The 19,948-nt window shown below is 66.7% G+C and carries 17 protein-coding genes; 7 read left to right on the top strand and 10 right to left on the bottom strand.

Going from position 1 to position 19,948, the window contains the following annotated elements:
* Positions 1 to 3 precede the first annotated feature (3 nt).
* The 4 genes from rpmG to B0T44_RS09615 all read left to right on the top strand — a co-directional run bounded on the left by rpmG (position 4) and on the right by B0T44_RS09615 (position 1,694).
* Positions 4 to 174, top strand: coding sequence for a 50S ribosomal protein L33 (gene rpmG / locus B0T44_RS09630; protein ID WP_077116931.1), 171 nt, complete (start codon positions 4 to 6; stop codon positions 172 to 174).
* Positions 174 to 479, top strand: coding sequence for a 30S ribosomal protein S14 (gene rpsN, locus B0T44_RS09625; RefSeq protein ID WP_077116932.1), 306 nt, complete (start codon positions 174 to 176; stop codon positions 477 to 479). Before rpmG ends, rpsN begins: the two co-directional genes overlap by 1 nt.
* A 32-nt stretch (positions 480 to 511) precedes the next feature.
* Positions 512 to 766: a 30S ribosomal protein S18 gene (gene rpsR / locus B0T44_RS09620; protein WP_043657579.1), complete on the top strand. Its 255-nt coding sequence runs from the start codon at positions 512 to 514 to the stop codon at positions 764 to 766.
* A gap of 469 nt (positions 767 to 1,235) precedes the next feature.
* Positions 1,236 to 1,694 carry a hypothetical protein gene (locus tag B0T44_RS09615; protein WP_077116933.1) on the top strand — a complete coding sequence of 153 codons (459 nt, stop codon included), beginning with the start codon at positions 1,236 to 1,238 and terminating at the stop codon, positions 1,692 to 1,694.
* Between the two features lie 315 nt (positions 1,695 to 2,009).
* Here B0T44_RS09615 and purH read toward each other — a convergent pair whose 3' ends face one another.
* The 6 genes from purH to sucC all read right to left on the bottom strand — a co-directional run bounded on the left by purH (position 2,010) and on the right by sucC (position 9,328).
* A complete protein-coding gene (gene purH, locus B0T44_RS09610) occupies positions 2,010 to 3,572 on the bottom strand; it encodes a bifunctional phosphoribosylaminoimidazolecarboxamide formyltransferase/IMP cyclohydrolase (RefSeq protein ID WP_077116934.1) in 1,563 nt (520 codons plus the stop codon).
* Positions 3,569 to 4,216, bottom strand: a complete 648-nt coding sequence (gene purN, locus B0T44_RS09605) for a phosphoribosylglycinamide formyltransferase (RefSeq protein WP_077116935.1) — start codon at positions 4,214 to 4,216, stop codon at positions 3,569 to 3,571. The genes purH and purN overlap by 4 nt, the downstream gene beginning before the upstream one ends.
* Before the next feature lie 65 nt (positions 4,217 to 4,281).
* The gene (locus B0T44_RS09600) at positions 4,282 to 5,967 is read right to left on the bottom strand and encodes a cell division protein PerM (RefSeq protein ID WP_139347816.1); all 1,686 of its coding nucleotides are present in this window, start codon (positions 5,965 to 5,967) and stop codon (positions 4,282 to 4,284) included.
* A gap of 71 nt (positions 5,968 to 6,038) precedes the next feature.
* Positions 6,039 to 7,016 (bottom strand): DUF5336 domain-containing protein, encoded by a 978-nt coding sequence (locus B0T44_RS09595; RefSeq protein ID WP_077116937.1) that lies wholly within the window; start codon positions 7,014 to 7,016, stop codon positions 6,039 to 6,041.
* 184 nt (positions 7,017 to 7,200) lie between these two features.
* A complete protein-coding gene (gene sucD, locus B0T44_RS09590; protein ID WP_077116938.1) occupies positions 7,201 to 8,115 on the bottom strand; it encodes a succinate--CoA ligase subunit alpha in 915 nt (304 codons plus the stop codon).
* Between the two features lie 46 nt (positions 8,116 to 8,161).
* On the bottom strand, positions 8,162 to 9,328 hold the full coding sequence (sucC, locus tag B0T44_RS09585; RefSeq protein ID WP_077116939.1) for an ADP-forming succinate--CoA ligase subunit beta: 1,167 nt from the start codon (positions 9,326 to 9,328) through the stop codon (positions 8,162 to 8,164).
* 566 nt (positions 9,329 to 9,894) lie between these two features.
* Here sucC and B0T44_RS09575 point away from each other — a divergent pair.
* On the top strand, positions 9,895 to 11,094 hold the full coding sequence (locus B0T44_RS09575) for a M23 family metallopeptidase (RefSeq protein ID WP_077116940.1): 1,200 nt from the start codon (positions 9,895 to 9,897) through the stop codon (positions 11,092 to 11,094).
* Positions 11,095 to 11,271: 177 nt separating this feature from the next.
* Here B0T44_RS09575 and B0T44_RS09570 read toward each other — a convergent pair whose 3' ends face one another.
* Positions 11,272 to 11,697: a hypothetical protein gene (locus tag B0T44_RS09570; RefSeq protein WP_077116942.1), complete on the bottom strand. Its 426-nt coding sequence runs from the start codon at positions 11,695 to 11,697 to the stop codon at positions 11,272 to 11,274.
* A 57-nt stretch (positions 11,698 to 11,754) separates the two neighbouring features.
* The gene (pcrA, locus tag B0T44_RS09565; protein ID WP_245839658.1) at positions 11,755 to 14,358 is read right to left on the bottom strand and encodes a DNA helicase PcrA; all 2,604 of its coding nucleotides are present in this window, start codon (positions 14,356 to 14,358) and stop codon (positions 11,755 to 11,757) included.
* 393 nt (positions 14,359 to 14,751) lie between these two features.
* On the opposite strand from pcrA, the gene B0T44_RS09560 reads away from it, so the two are divergent.
* On the top strand, positions 14,752 to 15,051 hold the full coding sequence (locus tag B0T44_RS09560) for a chorismate mutase (RefSeq protein WP_077116945.1): 300 nt from the start codon (positions 14,752 to 14,754) through the stop codon (positions 15,049 to 15,051).
* A gap of 127 nt (positions 15,052 to 15,178) precedes the next feature.
* On the opposite strand, the gene B0T44_RS09555 is transcribed toward B0T44_RS09560, so the two are convergent.
* Entirely contained in the window at positions 15,179 to 16,633 is a 1,455-nt protein-coding gene (locus B0T44_RS09555; RefSeq protein ID WP_077116947.1) for an NAD-dependent succinate-semialdehyde dehydrogenase, read from the bottom strand.
* 112 nt (positions 16,634 to 16,745) lie between these two features.
* On the opposite strand from B0T44_RS09555, the gene pgi reads away from it, so the two are divergent.
* Positions 16,746 to 18,392 carry a glucose-6-phosphate isomerase gene (pgi, locus tag B0T44_RS09550; protein WP_077116949.1) on the top strand — a complete coding sequence of 549 codons (1,647 nt, stop codon included), beginning with the start codon at positions 16,746 to 16,748 and terminating at the stop codon, positions 18,390 to 18,392.
* A gap of 96 nt (positions 18,393 to 18,488) precedes the next feature.
* Here pgi and B0T44_RS09545 read toward each other — a convergent pair whose 3' ends face one another.
* Positions 18,489 to 19,943, bottom strand: a complete 1,455-nt coding sequence (locus B0T44_RS09545; RefSeq protein ID WP_077116951.1) for a hypothetical protein — start codon at positions 19,941 to 19,943, stop codon at positions 18,489 to 18,491.
* Positions 19,944 to 19,948: the final 5 nt, after the last annotated feature.

The raw sequence follows: 19,948 nt of genomic DNA, 5'->3' as shown, positions 1-19,948 counted from the left end.
ACGATGGCATCCAAAGCGACCGACATCCGACCGGTGATCAAACTGAAATCCACCGCGGGCACCGGCTACACCTACGTCACCCGCAAGAACCGCCGAAACGACCCCGACCGGCTGGTGCTCCGCAAATACGACCCCGTGGTGCGCAAACACGTCCAGTTCAGGGAGGAGCGCTGATGGCCAAAAAATCCAAGATCGCACGCAACGAACACCGCAAAACCATGGTCGCGCGCTACGCCGAACGCCGCGCCGAACTCAAAGAACTGATCCGCAAACCGAGCACACCCGAAGCCGACCGCAACGCCGCCCGCGCCGCCCTACAGCGGCTGCCCCGAGACGCCAGTCCGGTACGATTACGAAACCGGGACACCGCTGACGGACGACCGCGCGGTCATCTCCGGAAGTTCGGTCTATCTCGCGTCCGCGTACGCGAGATGGCGCACCGGGGAGAGTTGCCCGGTGTGCACAAATCGAGTTGGTAACCACAACTGATCTCGTCGGTAAGGAACGCCACATGGCAGTCAAGCGAGCACCGTCCAAGAAGGCCCGCGCCGAACAGGCCCGGCGGCCCAAGAAAAACCCGCTCATCGCAGCGGGCATCGAGACGGTCGACTACAAGGACGTGAACCTGCTGCGCACATTCATCTCCGACCGCGGCAAAATCCGCAGCAGGCGAGTCACCGGCCTGACCCCGCAACAGCAACGGCAGGTCGCCGTCGCCGTCAAGAACGCGCGCGAAATGGCCCTGCTCCCATTCACCAGCCGCTGAGCTGTATCTATGGTCGCGCCTCCGGCGCGACGGGTTTGCGGCTCCCTTGTGGCTCGCGTTTCAGCCCTCGCGACTTGCGCCTTCGGCGCGTGCGCTGCGAGGGCTGAAACGCGAGCCGGGCCGCAAACCGGAGGGGGTCGAATGAGGTGCGGACAAGAGCGGCTGATTCAAAACTATCCCTAGGGAACTACCGCACATGCACTGCCGAAGCTGAAACAAGAGCCAGGATGCAAGCCGGGCGGGGCTGGGTGAGTAGGGAAGGTCGGATGGGTTCAAGACCGACCCCCGGGCTTCGGCTCACGCGATGCCAGAAACGAAACGCTGCCCGGGCCGCACATTCGGTGAGCTGAGCTGTTGGGGAACGTTAGGCGGGCCCGTGAGCCGGGTGGGGGTGTGTGGGCCAACAGGTGGGAGCCCGGGAAGAACAAGTTGGGCTGCCTCACTGGGTGCACGGCATAAGGTTGTAGCCATGCTTGTATCGCGAGGGCGTACCGGAGCACTCATCGTCTTGACCGCGGTCGTCGTCGCAGGCTGCGGCGGCTCCGAAACCGATCCCGGAGCCGAAACCAGCACCATCACAACGGTGACCACCAGCACAACAGCGCCGAGCACACCCCCCGAAGATTCGAACGCCCAGCCCGGTCGGTTGTTCACCGCCGACCCGACCATCGTCGACGCCCATCCGATCCCGATCACCTCATGGACCCGTATGGGCGAGGACCGGATCGCCGTCCACTTCGAAACGGGCGTCCCCGAATGCTACGGCGTGGATTACACCCTTACCGAGACGGACACCGCCGTCACCGTGGAACTGCGCGGCGGCACCCGCGCCGACGCCGTCGGAAAGATGTGCGTGATGATGGCGGTTCTCGGCACTCTGGAAATCCCCTTGGACGCACCGCTCGGCGACCGCGAAGTGCTCGGTTGAGTTCGGCCGCTCGGTCGATTTCCGCATCTCCAGCGCCGGGCTGTGCGCCCCGTTCCGGACTCGCGTTTGTGAAGTCGACAGCTCGAGCCCCACGGCAACGGCCCCACATTGGCCCCGCCCGGTTCGCGCCCCGGCTCGCGCTTCAGCCCTCGCAGCTAGGGGCGCCGGGCGGACGAACGTCCGACCCTCGCTGGGAGCGCCGGGGCGGACGAACGTCCGACCCTCGCGCATGCGCCGAAGGCGCAAGTCGCGAGGGCTGAAACGCGAGCCATCAGGGGCCGCAAACCCCGCCGCGACGAAGTCGCGGCCAATATCTCAGTGTGCGAAGTGGCGGGAGCCGGTGAGGTATAGCGTGACGCCGGCTTCACGGGCCACGTCGATGGTCTCTTGGTCGCGGACTGAACCACCGGGTTGCACGATGGCGCGGACACCGGCCTGGATGAGTTGTTGTGGACCGTCCGGGAACGGGAAGTAGGCGTCGGAGGCGGCGACTGAGCCTTTCGCGCGGTCGCCGGCGCGTTGCACCGCGAGCCGCACTGCGTCTACCCGGTTCACTTGACCCATTCCAACGCCGACGGAGGCGCCGTCGTGTGCGAGCAGGATCGCGTTCGATTTCACGGCGCGACAGGCTCGCCAGGCGAATGCCAGATCGGCGCGGGTCTGTTCGTCGGCGGGTTCACCGGTGGCCAGCGTCCAGTTGGCGGGGTCGTCGCCTTCGGCGTCGAGTACGTCTCGCTGTTGTAGAAGCACTCCGCCACTGATCGGGCGCAGTTCGGCACCGGCAAGGGCGGGTGGTTCGGCGACCAGGATGCGCACGTTCTTTTTACGTTGCAGCACCTCGACTGCGCCGTCGGCGTAGGACGGGGCGATGATCACCTCGGTGAAGATTTCGGCGACCTGCTGTGCCATTGCGACGGTGACTTCACGGTTGGCTGCGATCACACCGCCGAATGCGCTCACTGCATCGCATGCGTGTGCCTTGCGGTGTGCTTCTGCGATGTCGGTGCCGATGGCGATACCGCATGGGTTGGCGTGTTTGATGATGGCCACGGCGGGCTCGTCGTGGTCGTAGGCGGCGCGCCAGGCCGCATCGGCATCGGTGTAGTTGTTGTACGACATCTCCTTGCCGTGGAGCTGCCGCGCTTGCGCCAGACCGTTGCTGCGGGTTCCGTCGGTGTAGAGTGCCGCCGCCTGGTGCGGGTTTTCGCCGTAGCGCAGCACTGCGGCTCGCTCCCAGGTTCCGCCGATCCACGACGGGAACTCGGTCTGGCTTTCCGTGGCGGGCGTGAGCGTATTCGCCATCCAGCTCGCCACCGCCACGTCGTAACTTGCGGTGTGCTGAAACGCTTTCGCGGCCAGCGCGGTCCGTTCCGGCAGCGTGAATCCGCCGCCGCGCACTGCGTCCAGCACTCGGTTGTAGTCGCCGGTGTCGACGACCACGGCCACCGAGGGGTGGTTTTTGGCGGCTGCGCGGACCATCGAGGGACCACCGATATCGATTTGTTCGACGCATTCGTCCGGTGTCGCGCCGCTGGCCACGGTTTGGCTGAACGGGTACAGGTTCACCACGACCAGCTCGAATGCCGCGACGCCCAGTTCGGTGAGCTGCTCGAGATGCTCGGGTTTACGGGTGTCGGCGAGGATACCCGCGTGCACCCGCGGGTGCAGGGTCTTCACCCGGCCATCCAGGGTTTCCGGGAAACCGGTGAGGTCTTCGACCTTGGTCACCGGGATGCCAGCGTCGGCGATCCGGCCCGCGGTGGAACCGGTTGATACCAACTCCACGCCTGCGGTGTGCAGACCGGTCGCGAGCTCGACGAGCCCGGTTTTGTCGTAGACGCTCACCAGCGCCCGGCGGATCGGTTTGCGTTCACTCACCGGAGAACTCGCTCATCTGGGATAACTGCCTTTCGTCCATCGGAGACAATGCCTCGCGTGGCGACGGCGGCGACAACCTCCGCCAGCAACCGTCGCTCCACAACTTTGATGCGTTCGTGCAGGGTGGCCTCGTCGTCGTCGGGCCGCACCGGCACCGCTTCCTGCGCCAGGATCGGGCCGGTATCGATACCCGCGTCGACCAGGTGCACCGTCGAACCGGTGACCCGCACGCCGTAGTCGAGCGCATCGCGCACCCCGTGCGCGCCGGGGAACGCGGGCAGCAGCGCGGGATGGGTGTTGATGATGCGGCCGCCGAACCGGTCCAGGAACGTGGGGCCGAGCAGTTTCATGAAACCGGCCGAAACCACCAGATCGGGCTGGTATGCGGCGACAGCTTCGGTGAGGGCGGCGTCCCAGTCGGCGCGGTCGGGGAAGTCTGGTAGCGCGATCCGGAAGTGCGGGATATCCGCGGCGTCGGCGTGGTCGGTCGCGCCGCAGTCCCGGTCGACTCCGACGGCGACGATCCGTGCCGGGTACCCAGGGGCGGCGGCCGCTTCGATCAGGGCGCGTAGCAGCGATCCAGTGCCCGAGGCGAGCACGACAACGGTGGCCGGGGGCGTGTCGGATCGGGCCGGGGAGGTCAGCGCTCTACTCCTGCTTGTGGTTCGGACGATCGGCGGCGGGAAGGCAACACCACCGGATATAGAGCCTAACGACCGCCGAATGGGTCACTGTCCGGCAGGTCCGCCTCGACCACCTCGGCGTCGACGATTTCCGCTGTTGCCTCCGGTCGGGAGCCTGGTGCGGGGCGGACAGAACCGCGAGTGGTCCGGTCGTCGTCGATCAGTTCGGCGTCCATCGTGATCATCGGGTCCTGGTCGACAGCGGCTATCTGTTTACCGGATGAGCGCACCGCGGCGGGCAGCTCGGCGATGGCCTCCTGCTCGGCCGGTCCGCCGGTGCGGCCGTATTCGCCGCGGTATCGGGGTAGCCGGGCCTGCTTCCGTTCCTCGCGGTGGCCCAGGTGGTCGTCGTCGGGATGGTCGTACGCGTCGTAGTAGTCGTTGGTGTCGTGTTCCAGGTCGTCGTCGTAGTAGTCGTCGGCATCGTGGTAGCGGTCCGCATCGTCGTAGTCGTCCGCGTCGTGGGCGTGCTCGTCGTAGTCGTCGTAGACATACTCGTATCCAGGGATGGGCGTACCGAATGGTGCGACGTACCAGCGGCCGAACACCAGCCCCGCATATCCTGCGACGACGAGCCAGGAGAAGGTCACCACGACCAGTACCGGCAGGTCGACACTCAGGCGGCCGAAACTGCCCAGTTCCCCGCCTGCGAGCACCGCGGCGAGCAATGCCACCGCGGTGACCATCCCCGCCGATGCGAGCAGCGCCCACGGCGCACGGATCCGGTCATCGGATACCCGGGCGGCGTCGATACCGCCCAGCACTCCCACCGCTGCGGGAATCAGCAGCAGCAGCGGCCACCACCCGGATGCCGGGCCGGACGGTACCGCCGCGAGCACTGGGACGGCCGGGACTTCTCCGCCGACCACCGAGAACAAGTCGATCGAGCTCTCCCCGAATCGCACCCCGGCGCCGACCAGCACGCTCGATGCCGCGATCACCGCATTCGGCAGATACAGCAGCGAGAGCAGGGTCAGACCGAGCACACCCGCGAAGTTGCCTGCGTGCTGGTAGGTGTCGCCGATCCGGGACCAGTTCGCGACGAAGGACAGCATCGTGATCGCTGCGGCGCACCCGAGCAACCGCCGCAGCGTATGACCGGCCAGATAACCGGCTGCCACAGCCCAATACGGCAACCACGGCAACAGCTGGTGCCGCAACCGGATACCGACACCGCAGGCCGCGGCCGCCAGGTGTAGCACAAGCACCCAGCCGAACGCCGGCAGCGGGTTCGGCGGCTGCAGCGCGATGGTGCCGGATGCGTCTTCGACGACGGCCAGGCAGACCGCGGTGATCAGCAGCGGCCCGCCGAGCGCTGCGCCCGCGAGCCAGCCCAGGTCGGCTCTGGTCGGTTCGGGCTCGACGGCGGCCGCGGATTCCCGCGCCGCGGCCCAGAGCAGGACCGCGGTCGGCAGCAGGGGCAGGATGCCCAGCGTTGTTGTGCCGATGACCAGCGGAACCTGGTGCAGCGCGAGCCAGCTTGCCGCGACCGCCCCGCTGAGGCCGGAAAGGCCGCTGCCCCCGGTCGCCAAGGTCACCAGCAACACCGCGACGATCGCGGCAAGCGCGAATGCTGCCGGCCTGGTGGCGACCAGGAGCAATACCCGCGCGCGCTCGGGAGTCAGAGAAAGAAAACCCGCCTCGTCAGATGGTTCCGGCGGACTGCGGAACCCAGAGGTCCGGCGGGTGGGCGAGTTACGCGGGGCGCTCATGGAATTCAGATTTGCAGCTCTCCCGGCGCGGGCGGTTCAGGCGCGCCGCACGCCGGGAGCACCGCAGCGACTTACTTGTTTTCTTCGGTGGGACGGAACGCCTTGGTGGCGTCGGCCGCATCGCCGCCCTGTTGGGGCTGCTGGCCCTGGCCGTAGGGCTGCTGGCCGTAGGGCTGCTGGGCGGCACCGAACTGCGGGTTCCCCGCCTCACCCGGCTGCTGGCCGTACGGCGAGCCCTGCTGAGCCGCACCGTACCCCTGCTGCGGCTGCTGCTGACCGTAGGGCTGCTGCTGACCGTAGGGCTGCTGCGGCGGCTGGCCGTACCCCTGCTGCGGCTGGCCCGGCTGGCCGTACCCCTGCTGCTGACCGTACTGCTGCTGGCCCTGGCCGTAACCCTGCTGCTGACCGTACTGCTGCTGGCCCTGGCCGTAGGGCTGCTGGCCGTAACCCTGCTGCTGGCCCGGCCCGTAACCGCCGGCGGGCCCCTGCTGGGAACCGGCCGGACGCGGAGCGGGCGCCTTCAGGATGCCCCCTTCGAACAGCACGACTGCCACCGCGAGACCCGTCAGGATCAGGCTGAACAGCAGCACGATCCACAGGCCGATTTCGGCCTTGGCACCGTCGGGGAGGGTGATGAACTGGAAGAGCACCGCGAAGAACGCGCCGGCAGCGACTGCCGCCGAGGCGCCGGTCCAGTTCTGTTTCGGCAGCAGCGACAGACCGGCGAGCAAGCCCGCGATCAGCACGAGCGCCGCGATGCTGATCGAGAATTCGAACAGGTTCGCCGAAGTATCGATGCCCTGGGTGTATTCAGAGGGCACGTCATCGGGCATATCGCTGCCGACGTACGGCAGGAAGCCGAGCAGGAAGGTGAGCACACCGAGTGCCGCGACCCCAATGGTCAGGAAGAAGGGCAGCCCTTTACTACCTAGGCCCGACGTGCTCGCACCTGCGCTGGCGCCACCAGGCGCCGACTGGCCCGGATTGGGCGGAACGGAGGGTGTCGGCGCGGGTGCGTTGTACCCGGAACCCCCGGTCGGGTAAGACATGTCGTCGTCTCCTAGATCGAGTCATACATGTGTTTTCACGGCTGAATTACGTCTGACGCTACTGCACCCACGCCCCGAGGTCATCCTCGAACAGCCAGCTGTGGATAGTGCGGGTGCGCGCTGCAGACATGACAGAGGCCGCGCGCTGAGCGGGCGGCCTCTGTCATGGGGAACGGATATCGGATCAGGCGGTGACGCTGGCCTGCTCCAAGATTTCGCGAGCAAGCGCGGCAGTCTCCGACGGCGTCTTGCCGACTTTGACGCCAGCGGCCTCCAGCGCGTCCTTCTTCGCCTGGGCGGTGCCCGACGAACCGGAGACGATGGCGCCTGCGTGGCCCATCGTCTTGCCCTCAGGGGCGGTGAAACCAGCCACGTAGCCGACGACCGGCTTGGTGACATTGTCCTTGATGTAGGCCGCGGCCCGCTCCTCGGCGTCGCCGCCGATCTCGCCGATCATCACGATCAGTTTGGTCTCGGGGTCTTTCTCGAACGCCTCGATGGCGTCGATGTGGGTGGTGCCGATGACCGGGTCGCCGCCGATGCCGATGGAGGTGGAGAAGCCGAAATCACGCAGCTCGTACATCATCTGGTAGGTCAGCGTGCCGGACTTGGACACCAGGCCGATCGGGCCCTTGCCGGTGATGTTGGCCGGGGTGATGCCGGCCAGCGCTTCGCCGGGGGTGATGATGCCGGGGCAGTTGGGGCCGATGATCCGGGTCTTGTTGCCCTTCTCGACGTTGTAGGCCCACGCGTAGGCGGTGTCCTGCACCGGGATGCCCTCGGTGATGACCACCAGCAGCGGAATCTCGGCGTCGATGGCCTCGATGATCGCGTCCTTGGCGAACTTCGGCGGCACGAACGCGATCGACACGTCGGCGCCGGTCTTCTCCATCGCTTCGGCGACGGTACCGAAAACAGGCAGTTCCACCGCATTGCCGTCTTTGTCGGTGTGTGCGACGGTGGTGCCTGCTTTACGCGCGTTCACACCACCGACCACCTGGGTGCCCGCCTTGAGCATCAGGGCGGTGTGCTTGGTGCCCTCGCCGCCGGTGATGCCCTGGACGATGACCTTGGAGTCGGAGTTGAGGAAAATAGACATGTTTGTTGTGTCCTAACTGGGCGAGCCCTGAGAGTCGGCGGTCGTCTTATCGGGCGGCTGCCAGTTCGGCGGCCTTGTCGGCGCCTTCGTCCATTGTCTGCGCCAGCGTCACCAGCGGGTGCGCGGCGTCGGCGAGGATCTTGCGACCCTCTTCCACCCGGTTGCCGTCGAGTCGGACCACCAGCGGTTTGTTGGCCTCCGAGCCCAGGATCTCCAGCGCCTTGACGATGCCGTTTGCGACGGCGTCACATGCGGTGATACCGCCGAAGACGTTCACGAACACGCTCTTGACCTGCGCGTCGTTCAGGATCACGTCCAGGCCGTTGGCCATCACCTCGGCCGAAGCGCCACCGCCGATGTCGAGGAAGTTGGCGGGCTTCACGCCGCCGTGTGCCTCGCCCGCGTAGGCGACGACGTCCAGGGTGGACATGACCAGTCCCGCGCCGTTACCGATGATGCCGACCTCGCCGTCGAGCTTGACGTAGTTGAGGTCGTTCTCCTTGGCCTTCAGCTCGAGCGGGTCGGTGGCCTCTTTGTCGGCGAAAGCTGCGTGATCGGAGTGGCGGAAATCGGCGTTCTCGTCCAGGGTGACCTTGCCGTCGAGGGCCAGGATCTCGTTGTCCGGGGTGCGCACCAGCGGGTTGACCTCGACCAGGGTGGCGTCCTCGGAGACGAAGACCTCCCACAGTTTCTGGATGGTCACCGCGGCGGCGTCGAGCACGTCGGCGGGCAGATGGCCCTGCTCGGCGATGGAACGGGCGAACGCCAGATCGACGCCCTTGACGGCGTCCACGGGAACCTTGGCCAGTCGCTCCGGCTTGGTGGCGGCGACTTCTTCGATCTCCATGCCGCCCTCGACCGAGCACATGGCCAGGTAGGTGCGGTTGGCGCGGTCGAGCAGGAAGGAGATGTAGTACTCCTCTGCGATGTCCTTGGCTTCGGCAACGAGGAGTTTTTTGACGATATGGCCTTTGATGTCGAGGCCGAGGATGTTCTGCGCGTGGGTGTGCGCGTCCTCTGTGGTCGCGGCGTACTTGACGCCACCGGCCTTACCGCGGCCACCGGTTTTGACCTGGGCCTTGATCATCACCGGCTTGCCGATTTCCTGCGCGATCGCGCGGGCGTCCTCGGCATTGTCGGTTACGCGGCCCTCCGACGAAGGCACTCCGTGCTTAACGAAGAGCTCCTTCGCCTGATATTCGAAGAGATCCATGTACTCACCGTCTCGTCTGCGTTGCTATGACAACGTCTTTATTGGCGGCCCGACGTCGGAAGCGGGTCGGGTCGGACTTTAATCACTCACGTGGACGGCCGATCGTGCACATACATCCTAAGTGGCGCAGGTCACCGCACTGCGGCCGGGACGTCAAAACCGCTGGCCAACACTACTGACGAGTAGCTTGTTGACAGGTCACCTGGTGAGAAACCGGAGGCGAAACGGCGGTAGCGTCTCCACTGTCCACCCCGGTAAGGACGCAACTGTGCCACCCGCCCGGAAGGTGAGAAATTCCGGACGTTACAGTGATCAATATCACAACAGCGTTTGAGACTCGTGGTACCGCTTGCCGCGCCGCAATCGTTTCGTTACCGTCGTTCCGGTCGATGTCACAACCCGATCACAGCGTTGTTGATCCCGGTGATGTTGTTCCCAGCGAGTAGGAGGACGGCAAGCTTGAGGCAGCACAGCGCTCCGCGGTCGCAGAGCCGTTCCATATCCGGTCCATCGGCGCCGCATACCGGCACCCGGCAAGACGCCACCAACACGATGCGGTTCCCCGGATGAACCACCACACCACCCTCGCGCCCACCCGCTCCGGTCTCGGTAACCGCCACACCGAAGCCACCGCGAACGACCCGGCCACCTCTGTCGACGGTGCAGCTTCCGACCCCCACGCCGGAACGAACGACTTCTGGGCCGCGAACGGATCCTGGGCCGATACCCAGGTCTGGCCTAAGACCAACAGCTGGCCCCAGAGCGATACCCAGACCCGGTGGACGGCCGAACAGAGCTGGTCCAAGAGCGCCGCGTGGGACGACAGCGGCGCGTGGGCCGAAGGTGGCGGCGCCTGGGCCGAAAGCGGCGGATCCTGGGCCGAAGGCGATAGCTGGAACGACGACACTTCCTGGCGGGACGACGATTCCCCGTACCAGGCCCCTGACGCAGCCGGCGGTACGGACGACTCGTCGCGACCGGAAAGCCTCGCGGCCCCCACCGTCATTCCCGCCAGGCACTCCCGCCACGGCGGTGGTGCGCATCGCGTACCCGCCCCGCCCACGGCACTCAAAGGCCGTGCCGCGGTTGCCGCGGTCGCCGCAGGCGCGTTCGTTGCTGCCGGGCAGTGCGCCCTGGCCTCCCCCGAGCAGAACCAGCAGGCTGTCGACTACGAGGCTTCGGGGCAGATCCACGAAATCGCCGCCCAATCGGTCAGCACCGCTGATCCCGCGGCCGTCTCCACCGATTCGCCCCAGGTGCTGAACGTCGGCGCACCGGTGAACCTCGAACAGTTCGAGGACATCCTGGAAAAGGGCGCCAAGTACGCCGAAGACCTCGCCGCCGCCGAAGCCGCGAAGCTGCGGCCGTTGTTCGCCCGCTTCGCCAGCGGCAACTTCACCTCCGGCTACGGCGCCCGCTGGGGCGTACAGCATCTCGGCATCGATGTCGCCGCACCGATCGGCACCCCGATCTACGCCGTCGCCGACGGCACCGTGATCGACGCCGGGCCTGCGGCCGGATTCGGCATGTGGGTGCGGCTGCTGCACGCCGACGGCACCATCACCGTGTACGGCCATATCGACACCGCCACCGTATCCCCTGGTCAGGAGGTGCTGGCGGGCGATCAGATCGCCACCATGGGCAATCGCGGCTTCTCCACCGGTCCCCACGTCCATTTCGAGGTCTGGCTCAACGGCGTCGACAAAATCGACCCGGTCCCTTGGCTCGCCACCCGCGGCATCAGCCTGGGCGTCCAGCGCGACTGAGCAAAACGGGACCTGAGCCCAGCCGGAGCGCAGGCCGCACGGCCAGAGCAAAAGCGGTAGAAAGGCGGTCTCCCGCACAGCCGTGCGAATGCGGAGGTACGCTCGGGCGACGCACCAACCTGCGTCGCCCGGCATTGTCGTCAGTACCGCGCGAGCGCTCTCACCGAGCTGTTGCGCTCACGGCGCGGCGGCGATCGCCAGCCCGATCAACACGACGACCTTCACCACTTCCAACCCGATATACCAGTAGTGCGCGTGCGAACGCGGCAGATCCTCTCCGGCCAGCACCCGGTCCGAGCGCCGCGACAGCGGCGGACGCACCACCGCAACCTGCACGGCGAGAACGACCACGGCGATACCGAGCCAGATCCAGGTAGCGCCCGACGGCGCAGCCACCAGCGCGGCCAGCACCAGCAGGACCGCCAGCACCACCTCGACGGCATTCAGCGCACGGAACACCAGCCTGCCTATCCCGAGCCCGAGCGCCACTGTCACTCCGGGCGCCCGAAACTTCACCGGGGCCTCCAGGAACGAAATGGCCAGGACCATACCGAGCCAGAGCATCGGGAAAAACCACAACAGATGCCACGCGACCGAATTCATGATCAGAACCTACCGCGCGGGATGTTCTCGATAGTAGGGACGAAAGACCCGAACGCCTCAGAGCTTCACCAGGGTGCGACTGAACTGTGGGATGAGCCGGATCTTGCCCGCGGTACCGAAATCGATGGTGACCGTGGCCATCGGGCCCGCACCGTCGGTGGCGATAACCCGGCCGAGGCCGTATTTGTCGTCGCTGACCCGATCGCCCACCGCCAGCACCAGATCCACGTTGTTACGGGACACGCCACGCGGGGCAGGCCGCCGCCCACGCATACCAGGCCGCGGATCGGTGACATCACCGGAGCCCCAGCTTTCGCCGCGAGTCCAGTCCTGTTCACCTCCGTCGTCGCGGCGCCGGCCCCCGCGGGACGGGGCAGCGGGCCCCTTGGGCTCCAACCGTTTCCAATCGATCAGATGGCCGGGAATCTCCTGCAGGAATCGCGACTCCGGGTTCGACACCGGCTGTCCCCACCCCGATCGCACCACGGCGCGGGTGAGGTAGAGCCTGCGCCTGGCCCTGGTGATCCCGACATAGGCGAGCCGGCGTTCTTCGGCCAGTTCGGCCGGATCACCCAGCGCGCGCATATGCGGGAATTGCCCGTCCTCCCAACCGGTGACGAAAACAACCGGGAATTCGAGCCCCTTCGCGGTGTGCAGGGTCATCAGAGTGACCACACCGGAGCCCTCCTCTGGTATCTGATCGGTGTCGGCGACCAGGGAAACTCGCTCCAGGAAAGCGGCGAGCGAACCGGGTTCCGGCTCGCCCTCACCCGGCTCGAGCACGATACCTTCCTGCTGGGCGGCCTCGGCGTTGTTGCGGGATTCGGAACTGAACTCCCGTGCCACGCTGACCAGTTCGTTCAGATTGTCCAGGCGCGCGCCGTCCTGCGGGTCGTCGGAGGCTTCCAGTTCCGCGCGGTAGCCGGTGCGCTCCAGCACCGCCTCCACCACATTGCCCACATCGGGGAAGTCGGTTTCCGTCGTCTGCCCTGCCGCCCGAATCTGCTCCAGCAGTTCGAGGAAGCCGGCGATGGCACGCTGCGCCCTGGTGTTCAGCAGTGCGACCTTGCCTGCGGCGGCGTCGCGCAGCGCCGCGGCGAACCCGATCCCGCGCTGCTCGGCGTGCACCACCACACATGCTTCGGCGCGGTCGCCGATACCGCGGCGCGGGGTGTTGAGGATGCGGCGCAGGCTCACCGTATCGTCGGGGTTCTCCAGTACCCGCAGGTAGGCGACAATATCGCGCACTTCCTTGCGTTCGTAGAAGCGGACGCCGCCGACCACCTTGTAGGGCAGGCCCATACGGATGAAGATCTCCTCCAGCGCCCGCGAATTGTTGTTGGTGCGGTAGAACACCGCGACATCGCTGTAGGCGGCCGCACCCGCGTCGACCAGCCGGTCTATTTCCCGCGCCACGAACGCGGCCTCGTCGTGTTCGTTATCGGCGACGTAGCCGGTGATCAGCTCGCCTTCGCCTGCGTCGGTCCACAGCCGCTTGTCCCTGCGGTTGGAGTTGCGGGCGATCACCGCGTTTGCGGCGGACAGAATGTGCTGGGTGGAGCGGTAATTCTGTTCCAGCAGGATGGTCTCGGCGTCGGGGAAGTCGCGTTCGAATTCCTCGATATTGCGGATGGTCGCGCCGCGGAAGGCGTAGATGGACTGGTCCGCGTCGCCGACCACGCACAGTTCGCTCGGCTCGACCGGCGGCTCCGCAGTGTCTGCGGCAGCGACTCCGGCGTGGCTGTGGCCGACCAGCTCGCGGACCAGGACGTACTGGGCGTGGTTGGTGTCCTGGTATTCGTCGACAAGCACATGCCGGAAGCGACGGCGGTAGTACTCGGCCACCTGCGGGTGCTGCTGCAGCAGTGCCACCGTTTCACCGATCAGATCATCGAAATCCAGCGCGTTGGCCGCGCGCAGCCGCCGCTGGTATTCGCCGTAGACGCGGGCCACGAGCCCGGGCAGTTCGGCGTCGGCGGATTCGGCGTCGGCTGCCGCCTGCTCCGGGTCGATGAGCTCGTTCTTCAGGTTGGAGATGGCGGTGGCGAGCAGCCGCGCGGAGTACTTTTTGGTATCGATCTCCATATCCCGGCTGATCATGGTGAGCAGGCGGCGGGAATCGTCGGCATCGTAGATGGAGAAGTTCGAGTTCAACCCGGGTACCAGCGCCGACTGGGTGCGCAGGATGCGCACGCAGCTGGAGTGGAACGTCGACACCCACATGTTCTGCGCGCGCGGGCCGACCAGGCCGATCACGCGTTCCCGCATTTCGGCTGCGGCTTTGTTGGTGAAGGTGATGGCGAGGATCTGGCCGGGCATGGCTCCGCGCGCAGCGAGCAGGTAGGCGATCCGGCGGGTCAGCACCGCGGTTTTGCCCGAACCCGCCCCCGCGACGATCAGCAGGGGCGATCCGGTGTGCACGACGGCCGCGCGCTGCTGCGGGTTGAGTCCGTCGAGCAGCCGCTCGGTTTCCGCTGCACGACGTTGCTCGGCGTCGGCGCGGCGCTGCTGTCGTTCGGCCTGTATCCGTCGCTGCTGTTCGCGTAGCCCGCCCTGCGGGTATTCGGCCGTCGTAAGCGCGTCTGCAGGCGCGTCGGCGCGGCGCGGTTCGGGCTCGGGGCGGGGACCGGCCTGCATCTCGGAAGCCACGGTGGTGTCCATCGCCTGTCCACGCTACCGGCGGTCGCCGACAGGTTGAACCCCCCGGTCCGGCGGGCGACAGTTCGTCGTCACGGGAGCGAAGAGAGGGTGGGCAGGGGCTGGTCGAAGCCGCGTACCATCGGAAATGTGGTCGCAGCAGATCCGCCAGCGTAAGCGTTTTGCATACCTTATCGGCCGTGGCAGACTGGCGGAATGGTCGGCCCTCCCGCGAAACGCCCGTTTCGGGCACCTATCGGGCAACTGGGATCGCGGACCTCGCACCTTAGCCTCCCATCTGGGGAGATGCTGGGGGGGCCAATGCAATGCAAGACCCGCTGGGTCTGTTTCACGGGTGAAAGAACTGATCGGTAACGAGCATAGGCCCGCATCCGATCCACGTTCTGACACGAGGAGATGAATATGAGCACCCCTGCCACGACCACCGGGTCTGATTCGGCACTGCCGCATACCGAAGCCGAGATCGAGAAACTTCGCAAGGAGATCGACCAGCTCGATGCAGAGATCCTCGCCGCGATCAAGCGCCGTACCGAGATTTCACGGATTATCGGGCGGACTCGGATGGCCTCTGGCGGGCCGCGTCTGGTGCACAGTCGTGAGATGAAGGTGCTGGAGCGGTTCAGCGAGCTGGGCCAGGAGGGCCATACGCTCGCGATGCTGTTGCTGCGCCTCGGCCGCGGCAGGCTCGGGCACTGAGCAGGCTCATTCTCTTCAGCTTTCGGATACCGTCGCGGCGATCGTAGGATTGCCGCCTTCCCATGACCGCCCCGGGTGTCTTTCCCTCGGGGCGGTCGTCTCGTTCCGGGCGCTTGTCAGCCGGCCGTCAGGTCAGGGCGATGTACTTCGTGGACAGGTACTCCTCGATGCCCTCGGTACCGCCCTCGCGGCCGAACCCGGACGCCTTCACCCCGCCGAACGGCGCCGCCGGATCGGAGATGACACCGCGATTCACCCCGACCATCCCGCTCTGCAACCCCTCGGCGATCCGCAGCGCCCGGTCCAGATCGCGGGTGTATACGTAGCTGACCAAGCCGAACTCGGTGTCGTTGGCCGCGGCCAGGCCCTCGTCCTCGGTATCGAACCCGATGATCGGCGCGACCGGCCCGAACACCTCTTCGCGCAGGATGCGCGCCTCGGCCGGGATATCGGTGAGCACGGTGGCCGGGTAGAACCAGCCCGGCCCGTCGGGGACCTTGCCGCCGATCCGGAGCGTGGCACCTGCCCCGACCGCATCGTCGACCAGTTCGACGACGGTATCGCGCTGGCTCTCGTTGATCAGCGGACCGAGCGTGGTCTCGGGGTCGGCGCCCGGGCCGAGTTTCACCCGCGACGTCATCTCGGCGACCAGTTTGGTAGTGAACTCGTCGAGCACGCCGCGCTGCACATGGAACCGGTTGGCCGCGGTGCACGCCTCGCCGCCGTTGCGTAGTTTCGCCAGGATCGCACCCTCGACGGCGGCGTCGATATCGGCATCGTCGAACACCACGAACGGGGCGTTGCCGCCGAGTTCCATCGAGGTCCGCAGCAGTCCGTGCGCGGACTGTTCGACCAGTTTCCGGCCCACCTCGGTGGAGCCGGTGAAGGTCAGTTTGCGTAACCGCGGATCGGTGAGCAGTGGTTGGGTGACCTGGCTGGAACGGCTCGTGGTGATCACCGAGAGCACCCCGTCGGGCAGGCCCGCTTCGCTGCACAGTTTCGCCAGCAGCAGCATGGTCAGCGGGGTCGCCGAGGCAGGTTTGACGATCATGGTGCAGCCCGCGGCCAGCGCCGGGCCGATCTTGCGCGTGCCCATGGCCAGCGGGAAATTCCAGGGCGTGATCGCCAGACACGGGCCGACCGGTTGTTTGTGCACCATGATCCGCCCGGTACCCGATGGTGCGTGCAGGTAACGCCCGTGCACTCGCACCGCTTCCTCACTGAACCAGCGGAAGAACTCCGCGCCATAGCGCACCTCGGCGCGGCTCTCCGGCAGCGCCTTGCCCATTTCCAAAGTCATCAGCAGCGCGAACTCCTCCGCGCGCTCGGTGACCTCCTGGTACACCGCCCGCAGGATCTCGCCGCGCTCTCTGGCGGGCGTAGCCGCCCATTCGGTCTGGACGGCTGCGGCCGCGTCGAATGCGCGCACCGCGTCGTCGGCGGTCGCGTCCGCGACCTGGGCGAGTACCTGCCCGTCCGCCGGATTGTGCACCGCGAAGGTGCCCGCCCCGGTGGCGTCGACTGGCCCGCCGATCCACAGCTGGGTCGGTACGGTTTCGAGTAGTTCGCGTTCGGACACCATGAGGTCAGGCTATGCCGTCGGCCACGCGGAGAACAGGATCCGCGCCGGTTCCCTCCTACCGTCCAACTGTTCTCGGTGCGGGTTCGCATAGCTGCTTGTAATCTCGGCGAACGTGAGCAGCGACATCACCGCATCGGCGGCCTGGCGGAAACTGCACGACCACTACGGCACGATCCGCGACCGTGCCCTACGGGATCTGTTCGCCGAGGATCCAGCGCGCGGCCGGGAACTGACGGTCACCGCGGGCGAGTTGCACATCGACTACAGCAAGCACCGCGTGACCAGGGAAACCTTACGCCTGCTCGGCGAATTGGCGGAGACGGCCGAGGTGGCGGCTGCGCGGGACCGGATGTATCGCGGCGAGCACATCAACACCTCCGAAGATCGCGCTGTCGGTCATATCGCGCTGCGGCTGCCCGCGGGCGAGTCGCTGCGGATCGACGGCGCGGACGCGGGGGCACAGGTGCATGAGGTGCTGCGGCGGATGTGCGAGTTCGCTGATGCGGTGCGCTCCGGTGGCTGGCGCGGCGCAACAGGGCAGCGGATCGAAACCGTGGTCAACATCGGTATCGGCGGATCGGATCTGGGGCCGGTGATGGTACATCAGGCGTTGCGTCATTACGCAGACGCCGGTATCGCCGCCAGGTTCGTCTCGAATGTGGACCCGGCGGATCTGGTGGCGAAACTCGACGGCCTCGACCCCGCATCCACCCTGTTCATCGTGGCGTCGAAAACGTTTTCGACGCTGGAAACCCTGACCAACGCCACCGCGGCACGGCGCTGGCTGGTCGCGGCGCTCGGCGAAGACGCCGTCGCCCGGCATTTCGTCGCCGTGTCCACCAATGCCGAGCGGGTCGCCGAATTCGGTATCGACACCGCGCATATGTTCGGTTTCTGGGATTGGGTCGGCGGCCGCTATTCGGTGGATTCAGCGATCGGTCTTTCGGTGATGGTCACCATCGGCCCGGAGCGGTTCACCGAATTCCTGACCGGAATGCACATCATGGACGAACATTTCGCGTCTGCGCCGCTGCACCAGAACGCGCCGGTGCTGCTCGGCCTGCTCGGGGTGTGGTACTCGAATTTCTTCGGAGCGCAGTCGCGAGCGGTGTTGCCGTATGCCAATGACCTGGCGCGGTTCCCGGCCTATCTGCAACAGCTGACCATGGAGTCCAACGGCAAATCGGTACGCGCCGATGGCACCCCGGTGAGCACGTCGACCGGGGAGATCTTCTGGGGCGAACCGGGCACCAACGGCCAGCATGCCTTCTATCAGCTGCTGCACCAGGGCACGCGCCTCATCCCCGCCGATTTCATCGGATTCGCCCAGCCGACCGACGATCTACCCACCCGCGACGGCACCGGAAGCATGCACGACCTGCTGATGAGCAATCTGTTCGCGCAAACCAAAGTGCTGGCCTTCGGCAAAACCGCCGACGAAATCGCTGCGGAAGGCACCACACCGGAACTGGTGCCGCACAAGGTGATGCCGGGTAACCGCCCGAGCACCACCATTCTGGGGCCGCAGCTCACCCCCTCGGTGCTGGGTCAGCTGATCGCCCTGTACGAGCATCAGGTGTTCGTCGAGGGAACGATCTGGGGAATCGACAGCTTCGACCAGTGGGGCGTTGAACTCGGTAAGCAGCAGGCCCTGGCACTGGCGCCGCTGCTCAGCTCCACCGAAGACCCCGAGTCGCAATCCGATTCGTCCACCGACGCCCTGATCCGCTGGTATCGCGAACACCGCGGAAGAGCTTGACCGCTGGACCGGATCCCATCGAGCCGCCGTGTCCTTGCTGTCAGCCACAAGGGGCCCGCAAACCCCGCCGCGATGAAGTCGCGGGCATAACACATCTCACCACCAGCTGAGCGGTATGCCGAGGTGTATCGCTGTCCGCTCGGCTGACCGTCGCACGGCAGCGGAAGAGGGCAGTAGGTCCGGCTCCAGGCTTATCAGAGTGAGCGTGTATTCGTCGGCGGCGCGGCACAGGTAGCCGGAGATGCGGGTGCGGGGGCGGCGGGCGAAGGTGAGGCCGGGATGGATGGCGCGGGCCGCGACGCCGGTGCAGGCATGCGGGCCGAGGTGGAGCACGGTCGGTGGGAGAGTACCGATATTGGAGCAGAGGATGTCTCGTTCGCCCGCGCCGCGCGACATCAGGTAGGCGACCCGGGCGGGCACTACCTGCAGCCATTCCTCGGGTAGTCCGCCTGGGCTGGACATGCGGTGCTCGTAGGCCGCCCGGCTCTTGTGCCGGATGGTGGCGGGGTCGTCGTCCGGGGTTATCGCGATATCGGTCATCGCCAGATCGTTGACGACCAGGCGGTCGGTACGGGTGTCGACGGGCAAGCTCGCCTGTATCGTCCGCTTCGGGAATCCACTCGCCCACAGAGTATTTGCCACGAACCAGATGAACAGGCTGTTCGCCGTGCCGCCCCGATCTGCGGCAATACGCTCCCACTCACCTACCGGACACCGAAGCACCACGCCCGGAGCCGGCATCTCGGAGTGTTCCTTGCCGGTTCCTTCCGCTCGGCGGGCCGCCGTGACCAGATGCTCAGGGAAACCCGCTACCCACCCGGTCGGCCGCCTCGCGGACCCAGCCGCGTAACCGGCAGGCCCGGCCTCCCGGCTCGCGCACCCGGCCACCCGGCCTGCAGGCTCGGCCGCTTTGCCCGAGCAGTCGATCGGCTGCCTCACGGTTACGGCCTCCTGGCCCACGGTTACGGTGCTGCCTGTGCCGGACCGGGCGACGGCTCCGAGCCAGGGCACAGCCGAGATGAGAGCGGAGGCGGTGCCGCGGATGATCGTGGACCATTGGCGACGGGCATCGGACCAGTCCGAGGCGAGCGGTTCGGTATCGGACCGGGTCGGTGGTCCGCCGAGAGCGTGGTCGACGGCGAGGATCAGCCCTCTGGCATCGGCGAGGACATGGGAACAGGTAAGAGCGACTATGGTGCCGCCGTCGTCGAGCGGGGCGGCGGACAGTCGCCAGCCGGGGCCGAGCCCGGGGTCAAGGTCGTGGCCCTTGCTGTCGGCCCAGCCGAGCAGCCGGGCGGCGGGGAGCGCGTGGTCGGTCAGGTCGAGGGGGTGGGCGCTGACATTGCGGCGCCAAAACGGACGCGCACCTGGCACACCGGACGGGACGACACGACGTCCGAGTGGACCGGTGCGCAGCGTCTCATGCACCTGCCGCAGCAGCGCGGGCTCGACCGGTTCGGCGGTGCGCCACAGGCCTTGCAGCGCGATCGGTGTGCCGAGTCCGCGGTGGGCGCGCAGGAATATCTCGTCGACGACGCTCAAACGAGGCATGGGCA

Origin of the sequence: Nocardia donostiensis, assembly GCF_002081715.1 — a bacterium.
Lineage (GTDB): Bacteria > Actinomycetota > Actinomycetes > Mycobacteriales > Mycobacteriaceae > Nocardia > Nocardia donostiensis.
This window is presented reverse-complemented; position numbering and strand designations above follow the sequence as displayed.

What these genes read in the sequence shown, in the direction of transcription:
- sucC (WP_077116939.1), bottom strand. Translation starts at nt 9,328, where the DNA reads ATGGATCTCTTCGAATATCAGGCGAAGGAGCTCTTCGTTAAGCACGGA.
- B0T44_RS09575 (WP_077116940.1), top strand. Translation starts at nt 9,895, where the DNA reads ATGAACCACCACACCACCCTCGCGCCCACCCGCTCCGGTCTCGGTAAC.
- B0T44_RS09595 (WP_077116937.1), bottom strand. Translation starts at nt 7,016, where the DNA reads ATGTCTTACCCGACCGGGGGTTCCGGGTACAACGCACCCGCGCCGACA.
- B0T44_RS09615 (WP_077116933.1), top strand. Translation starts at nt 1,236, where the DNA reads ATGCTTGTATCGCGAGGGCGTACCGGAGCACTCATCGTCTTGACCGCG.
- B0T44_RS09560 (WP_077116945.1), top strand. Translation starts at nt 14,752, where the DNA reads ATGAATATGAGCACCCCTGCCACGACCACCGGGTCTGATTCGGCACTG.
- B0T44_RS09545 (WP_077116951.1), bottom strand. Translation starts at nt 19,943, where the DNA reads ATGCCTCGTTTGAGCGTCGTCGACGAGATATTCCTGCGCGCCCACCGC.
- rpsR (WP_043657579.1), top strand. Translation starts at nt 512, where the DNA reads ATGGCAGTCAAGCGAGCACCGTCCAAGAAGGCCCGCGCCGAACAGGCC.
- rpsN (WP_077116932.1), top strand. Translation starts at nt 174, where the DNA reads ATGGCCAAAAAATCCAAGATCGCACGCAACGAACACCGCAAAACCATG.
- sucD (WP_077116938.1), bottom strand. Translation starts at nt 8,115, where the DNA reads ATGTCTATTTTCCTCAACTCCGACTCCAAGGTCATCGTCCAGGGCATC.
- B0T44_RS09555 (WP_077116947.1), bottom strand. Translation starts at nt 16,633, where the DNA reads ATGGTGTCCGAACGCGAACTACTCGAAACCGTACCGACCCAGCTGTGG.
- rpmG (WP_077116931.1), top strand. Translation starts at nt 4, where the DNA reads ATGGCATCCAAAGCGACCGACATCCGACCGGTGATCAAACTGAAATCC.
- B0T44_RS09600 (WP_139347816.1), bottom strand. Translation starts at nt 5,967, where the DNA reads ATGAGCGCCCCGCGTAACTCGCCCACCCGCCGGACCTCTGGGTTCCGC.
- B0T44_RS09570 (WP_077116942.1), bottom strand. Translation starts at nt 11,697, where the DNA reads ATGAATTCGGTCGCGTGGCATCTGTTGTGGTTTTTCCCGATGCTCTGG.
- pcrA (WP_245839658.1), bottom strand. Translation starts at nt 14,358, where the DNA reads ATGGACACCACCGTGGCTTCCGAGATGCAGGCCGGTCCCCGCCCCGAG.